13 protein-coding genes are annotated in these 12,164 nt (G+C 67.4%); 5 read left to right on the forward strand and 8 right to left on the reverse strand.

Translation table 11 applies throughout. From position 1 onward, the window contains the following. Position 1: 1 nt before the first annotated feature. From DEQ67_RS18990 to cbiT, 5 genes are read right to left on the reverse strand one after another with little or no spacing between them, the layout of a single operon-like run. On the reverse strand, positions 2 to 886 hold the full coding sequence (locus tag DEQ67_RS18990) for a precorrin-3B C(17)-methyltransferase (protein ID WP_115861482.1): 885 nt from the start codon (positions 884 to 886) through the stop codon (positions 2 to 4). After that, on the reverse strand, positions 883 to 1,863 hold the full coding sequence (gene cbiG, locus DEQ67_RS18995; protein ID WP_115861484.1) for a cobalt-precorrin 5A hydrolase: 981 nt from the start codon (positions 1,861 to 1,863) through the stop codon (positions 883 to 885). Before cbiG ends, DEQ67_RS18990 begins: the two co-directional genes overlap by 4 nt. Beyond that, entirely contained in the window at positions 1,856 to 2,695 is an 840-nt protein-coding gene (gene cobM, locus DEQ67_RS19000) for a precorrin-4 C(11)-methyltransferase (protein WP_004041094.1), read from the reverse strand. Before cobM ends, cbiG begins: the two co-directional genes overlap by 8 nt. Then, positions 2,692 to 3,399, reverse strand: a complete 708-nt coding sequence (locus DEQ67_RS19005; RefSeq protein ID WP_006600012.1) for a cobalt-factor II C(20)-methyltransferase — start codon at positions 3,397 to 3,399, stop codon at positions 2,692 to 2,694. The genes cobM and DEQ67_RS19005 overlap by 4 nt, the downstream gene beginning before the upstream one ends. Then, positions 3,396 to 3,950 carry a precorrin-6Y C5,15-methyltransferase (decarboxylating) subunit CbiT gene (gene cbiT, locus DEQ67_RS19010; protein WP_115861486.1) on the reverse strand — a complete coding sequence of 185 codons (555 nt, stop codon included), beginning with the start codon at positions 3,948 to 3,950 and terminating at the stop codon, positions 3,396 to 3,398. Before cbiT ends, DEQ67_RS19005 begins: the two co-directional genes overlap by 4 nt. Positions 3,951 to 4,119: 169 nt before the next feature. Here cbiT and DEQ67_RS19015 point away from each other — a divergent pair, with 169 nt between their 5' ends. The 4 genes from DEQ67_RS19015 to DEQ67_RS19030 all read left to right on the forward strand — a co-directional run bounded on the left by DEQ67_RS19015 (position 4,120) and on the right by DEQ67_RS19030 (position 6,104). After that, positions 4,120 to 4,305: a CbtB domain-containing protein gene (locus DEQ67_RS19015; protein ID WP_004041091.1), complete on the forward strand. Its 186-nt coding sequence runs from the start codon at positions 4,120 to 4,122 to the stop codon at positions 4,303 to 4,305. A gap of 2 nt (positions 4,306 to 4,307) precedes the next feature. Continuing rightward, positions 4,308 to 5,144 carry a CbtA family protein gene (locus DEQ67_RS19020; protein WP_115861488.1) on the forward strand — a complete coding sequence of 279 codons (837 nt, stop codon included), beginning with the start codon at positions 4,308 to 4,310 and terminating at the stop codon, positions 5,142 to 5,144. Next, entirely contained in the window at positions 5,144 to 5,485 is a 342-nt protein-coding gene (locus DEQ67_RS19025; protein ID WP_006600010.1) for a (2Fe-2S) ferredoxin domain-containing protein, read from the forward strand. Before DEQ67_RS19020 ends, DEQ67_RS19025 begins: the two co-directional genes overlap by 1 nt. A gap of 124 nt (positions 5,486 to 5,609) precedes the next feature. After that, positions 5,610 to 6,104 carry an Lrp/AsnC family transcriptional regulator gene (locus tag DEQ67_RS19030; RefSeq protein WP_004041088.1) on the forward strand — a complete coding sequence of 165 codons (495 nt, stop codon included), beginning with the start codon at positions 5,610 to 5,612 and terminating at the stop codon, positions 6,102 to 6,104. Between the two features lie 67 nt (positions 6,105 to 6,171). On the opposite strand, the gene DEQ67_RS19035 is transcribed toward DEQ67_RS19030, so the two are convergent. Together DEQ67_RS19035 and DEQ67_RS19040 are read right to left on the reverse strand one after the other, a co-directional pair. After that, the gene (locus DEQ67_RS19035; protein WP_004061736.1) at positions 6,172 to 7,584 is read right to left on the reverse strand and encodes an APC family permease; all 1,413 of its coding nucleotides are present in this window, start codon (positions 7,582 to 7,584) and stop codon (positions 6,172 to 6,174) included. Between the two features lie 276 nt (positions 7,585 to 7,860). Further along, a complete protein-coding gene (locus DEQ67_RS19040) occupies positions 7,861 to 9,240 on the reverse strand; it encodes an NAD-dependent succinate-semialdehyde dehydrogenase (RefSeq protein WP_004041086.1) in 1,380 nt (459 codons plus the stop codon). 258 nt (positions 9,241 to 9,498) lie between these two features. On the opposite strand from DEQ67_RS19040, the gene DEQ67_RS19045 reads away from it, so the two are divergent. Beyond that, entirely contained in the window at positions 9,499 to 10,809 is a 1,311-nt protein-coding gene (locus DEQ67_RS19045; protein ID WP_049896012.1) for an aspartate aminotransferase family protein, read from the forward strand. 171 nt (positions 10,810 to 10,980) lie between these two features. On the opposite strand, the gene DEQ67_RS19050 is transcribed toward DEQ67_RS19045, so the two are convergent. Beyond that, complete coding sequence (locus DEQ67_RS19050; RefSeq protein ID WP_115803570.1) at positions 10,981 to 12,030, reverse strand: zinc-dependent alcohol dehydrogenase family protein; 1,050 nt, start codon at positions 12,028 to 12,030, stop codon at positions 10,981 to 10,983. Positions 12,031 to 12,164: the final 134 nt, after the last annotated feature.

Raw genomic sequence — 12,164 nt, forward strand, 5'->3', positions numbered from 1 at the left:
GTTAGAAGTCGTCGACGTCGCGCCCGCCGCGGGGCGTGACGAGGTACGTTTGGTAGTCGTTGCTCCAGGGTTCGGTCTCGTGGGTGCCGATGAGAATCGAGGTTCCCATCCCGCCCACGTCGTCGTCGTGGGCCTTCGCGTCGCCGAGGGTCGTCACCGAGAACGTCTCGTCGTCCAGATTCCGGCCGGCCTCGCCGCGGCCGGCGTCGTTGAAGATGCCGACCGGCACGTCGTCGGCCCGCTCCTCGCGGACCACGTCGATGGCGCGTTCGTAGTTGCGCCAGCAGTTGTACAGGACGATGACGAAGCCGCTGATGGCGGCTGCGCGCAGTTTCTCCTCGATTTCGTCCCAGCCGCGCCACTTGTCGGACAGCGAGACCGTACAGAAGTCGTTCGACAGCGGCGCGCCCATCATGGCCGCGCCGCCGAGCGCCGCGGTGACGCCGGGGACGATTTCGATTGGCACGTCGGTCGCCTCGTCGCCTTTCGCCATCGTGAACACGAGGTCGGACTTCCCGTAGACGTTGGGGTCGCCGCCGGAGACGTGGACCACGTCCTCGCCGTCGCGGACGCGCTCGAACGCCTCGCGGGTCAGTTCGACCTGCTGTCCCATCGACGAGCGGACGACCTCCGGCCCGTCGTCGCTCCCCTCGGGCGGGAGGGTTCCGTCGTCGCGGAGGAACTCCTGATAGAGGTTCGAGGCGACGACGCAGTCCGAGGTGGAAATGAGTTCCTTCGCCTGCTTCGTCATGTGGTCCGGGAGGCCGGGACCGATGCCGACGACGTAGAGCGTCCCGTAGTCGTCGGGGACCTCGTCGCGGTCGTCGGACGCCGGTTCAGTCGCTGACTCGGTCGCCGGTTCGGTCGGCTCGCGACCGTCGTTCATCGTCCCACCGCCACGGTCACGGCGTCGTCGTAGCGCTGCTTTTCGACGACGAGTTCGTGGTCGCGGCCGCCGGCGATGGCGCTCGCCTCGGCGATGCCGGGCCAGCCGATGAGTTCCTTCGACCGCGAGGGGGTCGGCCCTTCGAACTCGGTCAGCGTCTCCTTTTCGAAGTAGACGACGCCCGCGCCGATTTCCTCGGCCGCGTCGAGCATCCCCGGTTCGTCTGCCTTTCGCGTGCCGGTCGCGACGAAGTCGACGTCGTCCCAGTCGCAGTCGGCGTCGTCGAGCGCTTGCTCCCACGCCGTCAGGAACTGCGCTTTCTTCGCGCCGGAGACGCTCCCGGTTCCGAGGACGACGCCGTCGTCGCCGTTGCGCTTCAGGACCGTCACGTCGTCGTCGACGAGGACCGCCTTCGGGCCGTCGAGTCGGGCGACGGGACCGAGTTCGTCGTTGAGGACGGCGAGGTTCGTCGCCACGGTCGAATCGCCGTTGACGACGTGGGAGTCGAGCGCCTTCGCCTTGCTCTCGACGCCCTGTTTGCCCGCGGCCTCAGAGGCGGTCGTCATCGCCGGGACGGCCCCGAGCTTCGAGAGGTCGTGGGCGACCTGATTCGCGCCGTGGTGGCCGCCGGTGAGCGGAATCGCCCACGTCAGTTCCTCGTCGACGACGACGACCGCCGGGTCCTCCCACTTGTCGTCGAGGAGGCCGGCGGTCTTCCGCATGGCGATGCCGCTGGCCATGAGGCCGACGAAGCAGTCGTACTCGCCCCAGTGGTCGGCGAACACGTCGCCGTGGTAGGTGAGGACGTCTATCCGGTCGTAGTCGTCCGCGAGGTCGCGCTTGATTTCCTCGGCCGTGTCGAGCTTTCGTTCGAAGCTGACGATGGCGATTTCGTCGGCAACCTCGCCGTCGCTGTCTGGCGTTTGACAGTGGCCGCTTCCGGAGTCGGTGTCCGAGTTGGTGTCTGTGTCACTCATTGTCTGGCTCCTGTGTTTCGGTGTCGGGTTCGTCGTTCGGTGCGTCGCCGCCGCGGGCCCAGTCGCCGTAGAGGAACGACCGCTCGTACGCCGAGCCGTTCACCGCCTCGCCGATGATGACGAGCGCCGAGGCGCGGTAGCCCGCGTCTTCGACCCGCTCGCCGATGGTCTCGATGGTGCCCTCGATGACGTCTTCGTCCGGCCACGAGGCGTGGTAGACGACCGCGACGGGCGTGTCTGGGTCGTGGCCCTCGTCCAGCAGGCGGTCCATCGTCTCCGACACGGCGTGGGTGCCGAGGTAGATACAGACCGTGGTGTCACCGAAGCCGACGAAGTCGCTGATGTGGTCCTCCTCGGCCGAGAGCGTCCGGCCCCGCGGCCGGGTGAAGACGACGTGATTCGAGACCTCGTTGAGCGTCAACTGGGTGCGGAGCGTCGCGCTCGCGGCGAACGCCGAGGTGACGCCGGGAACGAGGTAGCTCGGCACGCCAGCCTCGGCCAGCGCGTCCATCTGCTCCAAGGCGGCCCCGTAAATCGCCGGGTCGCCGCTGTGGAGTCTGACGACGGTTCGGCCCGACTCGTAGGCGTCGGCCATCAGCGGAATCAGCTCTTCGAGGTCCTTGCCGACGCTGTTGACCCGCTCGGCGTCGGCGCAGAACTCGTCCAACAGTTCGCTGTTGACGAGCGACCCCGCGTGCACCACGAGGTCGGCGTCCTCGACGAGTTTCCGCCCGGCGACGGTGAGCAAGTCCGGGTCGCCCGGGCCCGCGCCGACGAAGGGGATTCCCTCCTCGTCGGTGAAGCCGGTGTCCGCCTCGCCGTCCGCGCTCACGCCGACCCCCCCGATTCGACGCCGTCGAACTCGGCGGTCGCCACGTCGCGCTCGACGCCCTCGCGCTCGGCGTAGGCCAGCGTGTAGTAGTCGCGCTCCGCGAGTTCGTCGGGGTCGTCGGTGACGACCGTCTCGCCCTGCTCCATGAACAGGCGGCGGCCGAAGCGAACGTCGTAGCCCGCTTCGGTCAGCTTCTCGTGGGTCGCCGGCGCGTCGGTGACCTTGAACAGCACCATGCGGTCGGGGCCGGTCGGCGCGGCACCGTTGGCGGCCTCGCGGAGCGCCAGCCCGGTTCCGGATTCGATTTCGACGCCGAGCGCGGTCGTGAAGGCCGTCATCGCGCTCACGCCGGGGACGACTTCGAGGTCGATGTCGGGGTGGAACGCGTCGAGGGTGCGGCGGAGGTGGCCGAACGTCGAGTAGACGTTGGGGTCGCCGAGGGTCACGAACGCCACGTCCTCGGAGTCGGCGCGGGCGGCCACCTCGGCGGCGGCCTCCTTCCACGCGCGGCGGAGTTCGTCGGGGTCGCGCGTCATCGGGAAGTCGAGGTCACCGATGCGCTCCTCGGGGACGTGGTTCAGCGCGACCGTCCGCGAGAGGCGGCCGGGCGAGTAAACCACCGCCGCCGATTCGAGCAGGCGTTTCCCCTTGACCGTCACGAGGTCGGCCTCGCCCGGGCCGAGACCGATGCCGTAGACGGTCATAGCCCCTCCGCGTCGCGTCGGCCGACGACGACGTACACCGGGTTGTTCGACCGGAAACTCGTCGCGCCGGCGAGTTCGTAGCCGTGGCTCACCTGCATCTGGACGACCGCCGAGAGCAGGCCGCGCTCGCGGAACGCCTCGATGGCGTCGCCGGCGGGTTCGACCCGCGAGACGTTCATGACGATTCGGTCGACGCCGGTCTCGACGGCGTGGTCCAACACGGCTTCGAAGTTCCGACTGCCGCCGATGAACATCGCGTCGGCGTCGGCCGGGAGACCGTCGGGAGCCTCCGCCTCGCGGAGCGTCACGTCGGCGTCGTAGTCGTTCGCCGCGAGGTTCTTCCGCGTCACGTCCAGTCGGTCCGGCTTGCGCTCGACGGCGGTCACGCGCTCGACCCGCCGGGCCGCCTCGATGGTGACCGAGCCGGTACAGGAGCCGACGTCGACGAAGTGGTCCGTCGGCCGCAAGCCGAGTTTATCGAGCGTGACCGCTCTTACCTCCGGTTTCGTGGGTCCCGCCTTGGCGTCGTGCGGGAGCGTTACCTGTGACATTCGACTCGACAATCCCGGCGCGGTTTGAAAACAATTGTGCTTGTTGTACCACAAACTGGGTTTCATAAAATCCGCTCCCGAGTTATTAAATCGAGATTGCTGAAACACAATCTCGCTTGTTCTCGAAAGTTTTACAACTGTGCTTGGTTTTCATCAATCCGAGTTTACCATGGCTACGGCGAACACCGTCAACGGTCGCATCGAACGCGCACGAACGGAACTGACCCCCGCGCAGATGGCTGCCGGTTCCCTCTTTATCGTCGCGCTGGGCTTTACGCTCCTGTTCGTGCAGGACCCGCTCGTCCACGACTCGCTGCACAACTTCCGCCACGCGGCCGGCATCGCCTGCCACTGACGATGTTCGGGGAGTACCTGACGCGGGGAGTGAAGGCGGGGGTCGTCGCCGGACTGGTGTTCGGACTGTTCATGGCCGTCGTCGCCAACCCGCTCGTCGGCTACGCGGACGACCTGAACCACGCGACAGTCGAGGAGAGCGGACATACTCACGAGGCCGAAAGCGCCCACAGTCACGAGGCCGAGGGGGCTCACAGCCACGAGTCCGGTGACTCCCACGCCGGCGAGAGCGGCGGCCATCACGACACCGCGGTGTCGATGGCGGTCACGAAAGCCGTGAGCGTCGCGGCCGGCGGCCTGTGGGGCGTCGTGCTCGGCGGCGCGTTCTTCGGGGTCGCCTTTTTCTTCCTCGAACCGGCGATTCCCGGACCCGACGCCGCGAAGAGCTATCTGATGGGATTCGCGGGGTTCGTCACCGTTTCGGGCGCGCCGTGGTTGGTGCTCCCGCCGGTCGCGCCGGGGGCGGAACAGTCGCTCTCGACGGCGACGCGGCTCCCGCTCTACGCCGGGATGATGCTCGCCGGGGCGCTCGCCTGCTTCTCGGCCGGCTACGTCTACACCCGCCTGCGCGAGTCGCGGGGCCTCGGTGCGGCTCTCGTCGGCGCGGCCGTCCCGTTCGGCCTGCTCGCGGTGCTGGCCGTCGTCGCCCCCGAAAACGCGGTTCGCGGGGCGCTGTCGCCGGCGCTCGAAACCGGGCTCACCGGCCTGTTCGCGTTCGGACAGGTCCTCCTGTGGCTGGTCCTCGCGGCGGCGCACGCGCGGTTCCGGCCGTCGAGTGAGTCCGAGTCCGAACCGGGGATTCCGACCGCCGGCCGGGACTCGGCTCCCGCGGCCGACTGATGCGCGACCGAACCGACGAGGTCCGCGAGCACGGCTTTACCGACCACGTGTTGGTCTGTACGAACGGCCGCGAGTCCGAGTACGCCGACTGCGCCGAGGCCGACGGCCCGGCGGTGTACGACGCGGTGACCTCGTGGTTGCGCGACCGTGGCGTCTTCTGGTCGCGGGTCCACGTTGCAGAAACGAGCTGTCTCGGCCTCTGTAGTGCGGACGGGGCCGCGGTCGCCATCCACCCCCGAAACCGGTGGTACTCGGACGTTCGCCCGGACGACGTGCCGGCGCTGTTGGCCGAGGAGTTCGGTCCCGACGCGTCGAACCTCGGCGTTCGACCCCGCGACTGACCGTCCCGGGGACGACCGTCGGTGTCTGCGCCGCGCCGTTCTCACCGCCTCTTGTCGTTCCCTCCCCGACGCGGGCGGGGTTGAACGCAGAACAATAATATCGGTGCACACCTGATTACGGTCCATGGACGAGAAGGACCTTCGAATCCTCAAGGCCATCGGGACGCTCGAATCGGGGAGTCCCGACCGGATAACCGAGGAGACGGGCATCCCGAAGTCGACCGTTCACTACCGCCTCGAACGGCTCCAAGAGCAGGGCATCATCAAAAACGACATCTTCGATATCGACTTCGAGAAGGCCGGGCTGAACCTCACGCTCATCACCGAGGTCTGGGCCGAGTACGGCTCGGAGTACCACAAGGAGGTCGGCGACAAACTCGGGGAGGTGCCCGGCGTCAACGAGGTGTACTTCACGCTCGGCGACACCGACTTCGTCCTGATTTCGCATCTCGCCTCGCGCTCGATGGTCGAGGACCTCATCTCCGAGTTCGAGGAGATAGACGAGATTTCGCGGACGAGTTCGACGTTCGTCATCACGACCATCAAGGACGAGCCGAACCCGCTGAACGACTACGAACTCGAAGAACTGAAAGCGGCGCTTCTCCCCGACGTGTCGTGACGCGGCCCGTGCCGTATCCGCACGAACCCCGCCGCACCGCGTTTCGACCGCCGGAAGCGAAAGCGAATCAGTCTTCGAGCTGCTGGGCGCTCAGGTGCGCCTTCGCTTCCGTCCGGGTCGGCAGCCCGCCGGCGACGGCCAGCAGGACGACGCCGAGCAGACACCAGCCGCCGACCATCGCCCACTCGTAGGGCCACGCCAGCGCCGAGGGCGAGCCGGGGAGGTAGAGACCGACGAAGAACACGGTCAACAGCAGCCCGAGCGCGCCGACCGCGTAGCCCGCCGGCAGCTTGAACGGCCGGTCGAAATCGGGGTCGCGGTACCGGAGCACGAGGAACGAAACGACGACGAGAAGCCACGCCGTCACCATGCCGAGCCCGCCGGCGTTGACGACCCACACGAGCATCTGCTCGCCGAACAGGGGCGCGAGCGCCGCGAGGCCGCCGACGAGCACGATTGCGGTCGACGGCGTGTCGTGGTCGTCGTGAATCGTCGCGAGCTTCTCGGGGAGCATGTGCGAGTCGGCCATCGCGTAAATCGCGCGGCTGGCTCCGAGGACGAACCCGTTCCAGCTCGTGAGGATGCCCGCGAGGCCGGCCAGCGCCATGATGCGGCCGATGGTCACGCTGTCGAACGCGATTTCCATCGCCGTCGCGGCGGGGAGCGAACTCTCGACGAGCGTCGTGCCCGTGGCGACCTGCCCGGCCGCCCAGATGACGGCGATGTAGAACGCGGCGGCGCAGGCGACCGAGAGCCCGATGAGCCCGCCGAGGAGCTTCGGTGACACGTCGGCCTCGCCCGCGGCCTGCGGAATCACGTCGAAGCCGACGAACATGAACGGCGTCATGATGGCGACCGTGAACACGCCGCCGATGCCGGCTCCCGCGAGCGGCGGCGACGACGGCGACGTGCCGTTGAACAGCGCGCCGAGAAGGAGCGTCAGCCCCGACAGCGTGATGACGAGCGCGAGAATCGCCTGGAACTGCGCCGCCGGCCGGACACCCCGATAATTGAGGTACGTGATAACCACGGAGCCGATGACGCCCGTCGCGACCCACGTACCGTAGACCGGCTGGCCGGCGACCGTCCAGAGTTCGAACACGTTGAAGCCGGGGACGATGTACGCGAGGGCGCTCGGCAGCGCGACCGCCTCGAACGCGACGACGCTGATGTAGCCGAAGATTATCGCCCACGTACAGGCGAACGAGCCGGCCGGCCCCAACGCCCGCATGCTGTAAACGTGCTCGCCGCCGACGAACGGCATCGCGGAGGCGAGTTCGCCGTAGATGAGCGAGACGACGGTCACCATGAACCCGCCGAGGACGAACGCCGAGATAGCGCCGGTGACGCCGCTTTGGTCGATGAAGTACCCCGTCTGCACGATCCAACCCCATCCGATCATCGCTCCGAGTGCGAGCACGAACACGTCGCGCTTCGAGAGGACGCGTGAGAGTTCTCCTGTCATGGTTATGAGTGACATCACCACATTCTAACTTACCCACTATATATCTTACTGTGTTCAATTTTTAGTCTCTATTAGAAACACAGTTCAATAGTAATCCGTCATCTGGGACGACAAATCGAGCGACGATTCACCGGAAAATCGCCAAACGGCCGTCGGTTCGAATAGTAGTCAACTCGTCGAGCAGAAAGAAACGGCGTCCGCGCTCGATTCGCGTTCCGGGCGTCGTCGCGGGCGTCGCGCCCGGTGTCGCGTTGGGTGTCGCTCCGGGTGCTGGGTCGGGCGTCGTCGCGCTTACTCGTCGGCGGGCGCGTCCTCGACCCAGACCGTCTTCGTGTTGACGAACTCCCGAATCCCGTGCCGGGAGAGTTCGGTCCCGTAGCCCGAGTCCTTCGTCCCGCTGAACGGGACCCGCGGGTCAGACGCGACGACGTGATTGACCGCGACGTTACCCGCGGTGAGCTTCGTCGTGAGCGCCTCGCCGCGTTCGGCGTCGGCCGTCCAGACGCTCGCGCCGAGGCCGTAGGGCGTGTCGTTCGCCACGCGGACCGCCTCCGCCTCGTCTTCGACTCTGATGACGGTGGCGACGGGGCCGAACAGTTCCTCGGTCCTCGCGGGCGCGTCCTCGGGCACGTCGGTCAGCACCGTCGGCGGGTAGTAGTGGCCGGGTCGGTCCAGCGGTTCGCCGCCGAGGCGGAGCGTCGCGCCGGCCTCGACGGACGCCGTGACCTGCTCGTGGAGCGTCTCCATGAGGTCCGCCCGCGCCTGCGGCCCCACGTCGGTCTCGGGGTCGGTGGGGTCGCCGACGGTCAGTGCGCGCATCTCCTCGGTGAAGCGCTCGACGAACTCGTCGTAGACGGCCTCGTGGACGAGAAAGCGCTTCGCGGCGATACACGACTGGCCGTTGTTCTGCGTTCGCGCCCGTGCGGCCCGCTTCGCGGTCGCTTCGAGCGGCGCGTCGTCGAGGACGACGAAGGGGTCGCTCCCGCCGAGTTCGAGCACCGTCGGCTTGAGTTCGCGGCCGCTCGTCTCCGCGACGGCCCGCCCGGCGCGGGTGCTCCCCGTCAGGCTGACGCCCCGAACTCGGTCGTCTTCGATGACGCCGGCGACGCGCTCGGCGGGAATCCGGAGCGAGGTGAACACGTCGTCGGGGTAGCCCGCCCGCTCGAAGACGGAGGCGATTGCGTCGGCGCAGCCGAAGACGTTCGGCGCGTGCTTGAGCACGGCGACGTTTCCGGCGGTGATGTGCGGGGCCGCGAACCGGAACACCTGCCAGAACGGGAAGTTCCACGGCATCACCGCGAGCACCGGGCCGATTGGCTCGTAGGAGACGTACGTCTTCGACCCCGGCACGGTTCCGATGTGCTCGTCCTGCAGGAACTCCGACGCGTGTTCGGCGTAGTAGTCGCAGACCCACGCGCACTTTTCGACCTCGGAGACCGCCTGCTCGACGGGTTTGCCCATCTCCTCGGTCATCAGCGTCGCGTACTCCTCGCTGTGTTCGCGCAGCACGTCGGCCGCGGCCGCGAGCAGTTTCTCGCGCCGCGAAATCGGCGTCTCGCGCCACGATTCGAACCGGTCCCACGCGGCGTCCAATCGCGCGTCGACCGTCGCTTCGTCGTGTTCCTCGTGCGTCTCGATGACCTCCTCGGTCGCGGGGTTGATGGATTTCATGGTCGGCTCTCGGGAGCGCGGCGGTCGCTCGTCGCTCCCGCTTGGACCCACTGTCGTCCCATATGTTGATAAATGTTCCAGACGAAGCAGAATACTCGGACTGTGTTCAAAGCGCGTCGGTGACGAACGCAGTCGAGTACGGAGCTCCCAGGCGCGTTCGAGTCTGGAACGACCGCCCTCGTCCCGACACACCCGCAGTGTTCTGGATGATATTCCACACAGAACAATTTATTAGGATTCAGTTTAGAACTTGTGTTCATGAGAGAACGGACGACGAACTCGTCGGTCGAGGCGGCGTACGACGACTACCTCATGCCGATTTGGAAATCACTGAACGTCCCGGTCGAGCGGGCGTCCGGCTGTACCCTCGAAGACTTCGACGGCAACGAGTATCTCGACGTGTTCTCGGGCATCTCGGTGACGAACGTCGGACACAACAACGAGGCGGTCGTCGAGGCCGCCACGGAGCAGTTGGAGGAGTTCGTCCACGGCTGTTCGTACGTCCATCCGAACCGGCCGGTGGCCGACCTCGCCGAGACCATCGCCGAGGTGACGCCGGGCGACCTCCAGAAGACCTTCTTCTGTAACTCCGGCACCGAAGCCGTCGAGGGAGCTATCAAACTCGCCCGGAAGTACACCGGCTCCAAGGAGGTCATCTCGCTGGAGATGGGCTTCCACGGCCGCACCCTCGGGAGCCTCGCGCTCACCGGCAACCGGGCCTACAAGCAGGACATGGCTCCGACCATCAACGACGTGGCTCACACCGCGCCACCGTACGCCTACCGCTGTCCCCGCTGTGACGGCGACACCTGCGGCGCGGACTGCGCGGACGCGCTCGAACGGGTCATCGGCTCGCACACCAGCGGCGACCTCGCGGCGGTCGTCGTCGAACCCGTCATGGGCGAGGCCGGCATCGTCGTTCCCTCGGAGGCGTGGCTCAAGCGTGTTCGGGACATCGCCCACGACCACGGCGCGCTCCTCATCGCCGACGAGGTCCAGACCGGCTACGGCCGCACCGGCGAACTGTTCGCCAGCGAGCAGTTCGGCGTCGAACCGGACATCCTGACGCAGGCGAAGGGCATCGCCAACGGCCTGCCCCTCGGCGCGTTCACGGCCCCCGCGGACATCGCGGACGCGTTCGGCTCCGGCGACCACCTCTCGACGTTCGGCGGCAACCCCGTCGCCTGCGCGGCCGCGCTGGCGACCATCGAGGAACTCCAGAACGGTATCGTCGACAACGCCCGCGAGAACGGCGAGTGGCTCTCGGCCGAACTCGCCACGCTCGAATCCGACTACGACGTGGTCGGCGAGGCCCGCGGCCTCGGGCTGATGCAGGGCATCGAACTCGTGGACCCCGAGACGACCGGCCCGCAGCACGTCGCGCCCGCCCCGGACAAGGAACTCGCGGCCGCGGTCGGCGAGCACCTCCGCGAGGAGTCCAACGTCGTCATGGGCGTCGGCGGCTACTACAAGAACGTCATGCGCTTCCAGCCGCCGCTGACGATTTCGCAGGCGCAGCTCGGCGAGGCCGTCGACGCGCTCCGAACCGCGCTGGACGACCTGGCCTGAGTCGCCTGCGTCGACCGCGACACCCGCTCACGGCCTCGTTTCGATTGCTCTCGGTCTCGCGGCTTACGGTGGTGATAGTTGTGGATTGGTGCCGGGGAGGGATAGCCCCCGCTGAAACGGCCGCCTCCGCCGGAAGCGCGTCTCGACCGTCGGTCTGGGTCAGGGTGTGTCTTACTCGTCGACTTTCACCATGACCTTGATTGCCTCGCGGTCGTCCATCGCCTGATAGCCTTCCGGGACGCCGTCGAGGTCGACGGTCTTCGTCAGGATGGGCGACGGGTCGAGGGTGCCCTGCAGCACGTCGTCCATGAGTTCCTCGATGTAGTTCCGGACGGGTGCGCCGCCGGCGGAGAACGAGAGGTTCTTGTAGAATATCGGCTGGAGGAAGTCGGCGGACTCGACGTGCGGGACGCCCACGGCGCCGATGGAGCCGCCGGGACGGGCGACCTGTGCGGCGGTTTCGAGCGCCGACGCCGCGCCGACGCATTCGAGGACGTGGTTCGCGCCGCCGTGGGTGAGTTCGAGGACTTCCTCGACGGCCTCTTGGCCGCGGGACGAGACGGTGTCGGTCGCGCCGAGTTCGCGGGCGACTTCCAAGCGGTCCTCGTGGTGGCCGACCGCGATGATTCGCTCTGCGCCGATGCGCTTCGCCGCGAGGACGCCGCACAGCCCGACCGCGCCGTCGCCGATGACGACCGCGGTGTCGCCGGCTTCGAGGTCCGCCAAGACGGCGGCGTGGTGGCCGGTCGACATCACGTCCGTGAGCGGGAGGAGCGATTTGAGCGTTTCTTCGTCGTCGGCGTACCGCTCGGGGACCCGAACGACCGTGCCGTCGGCGTGAGGGACGCGGACCTTCTCGGCCTGTGCGCCGCCGGTCTCGTCGCCGTGCGGACCGAAGAACCCGCCGTCTACACACGCGGTGTGGATGCCTTTGCGACAGAACTCGCACTCCCCGCAGCTGTACGCGAACGGGACGAGCACGCGGTCGCCCGGTTGGACGCTCGTGACGTCCTCACCGACTTCCTCGACGATACCCATCGGCTCGTGGCCGACCCCGGAGCCCTCCTCGTGTTCCTCGTGACCGCGGTAGAACCAGAGGTCGGACCCGCAGATGGCGGTGTGAGTAACGCGGATGACCGCGTCGGTCGGTTGTTGAAGCTCCGGTTCTGGTTTTTCCTCGATGCGAACGTCGCCCGGACCGCGATAGACTGCTGATTTCACGTACGCTGTGAGGTACGGACCTTGCGGGCATAGATGCGATGCTATATGAACAGTCCATTTAACTGCGGCCGGGCGGCCGTCCCGCTCGTCCACGGGGAAGCGAGCCGACCGCGTGGGCACGTGGCCCAGCGGCG

It is taken from the genome of Haloferax sp. Atlit-48N, from assembly GCF_003383015.2.
Taxonomy (GTDB): Archaea; Halobacteriota; Halobacteria; order Halobacteriales; family Haloferacaceae; genus Haloferax; species Haloferax volcanii.

Excerpts from the sequence above, each read along its gene's own strand:
- DEQ67_RS18990 (WP_115861482.1), bottom strand. The coding sequence starts at position 886 with ATGAACGACGGTCGCGAGCCGACCGAACCGGCGACCGAGTCAGCGACT.
- cbiG (WP_115861484.1), bottom strand. The coding sequence starts at position 1,863 with ATGAGTGACACAGACACCAACTCGGACACCGACTCCGGAAGCGGCCAC.
- DEQ67_RS19005 (WP_006600012.1), bottom strand. The coding sequence starts at position 3,399 with ATGACCGTCTACGGCATCGGTCTCGGCCCGGGCGAGGCCGACCTCGTG.
- cbiT (WP_115861486.1), bottom strand. The coding sequence starts at position 3,950 with ATGTCACAGGTAACGCTCCCGCACGACGCCAAGGCGGGACCCACGAAA.
- DEQ67_RS19015 (WP_004041091.1), top strand. The coding sequence starts at position 4,120 with ATGGCTACGGCGAACACCGTCAACGGTCGCATCGAACGCGCACGAACG.
- DEQ67_RS19020 (WP_115861488.1), top strand. The coding sequence starts at position 4,308 with ATGTTCGGGGAGTACCTGACGCGGGGAGTGAAGGCGGGGGTCGTCGCC.
- DEQ67_RS19025 (WP_006600010.1), top strand. The coding sequence starts at position 5,144 with ATGCGCGACCGAACCGACGAGGTCCGCGAGCACGGCTTTACCGACCAC.
- DEQ67_RS19030 (WP_004041088.1), top strand. The coding sequence starts at position 5,610 with ATGGACGAGAAGGACCTTCGAATCCTCAAGGCCATCGGGACGCTCGAA.
- DEQ67_RS19035 (WP_004061736.1), bottom strand. The coding sequence starts at position 7,584 with ATGTCACTCATAACCATGACAGGAGAACTCTCACGCGTCCTCTCGAAG.
- DEQ67_RS19040 (WP_004041086.1), bottom strand. The coding sequence starts at position 9,240 with ATGAAATCCATCAACCCCGCGACCGAGGAGGTCATCGAGACGCACGAG.
- DEQ67_RS19045 (WP_049896012.1), top strand. The coding sequence starts at position 9,499 with ATGAGAGAACGGACGACGAACTCGTCGGTCGAGGCGGCGTACGACGAC.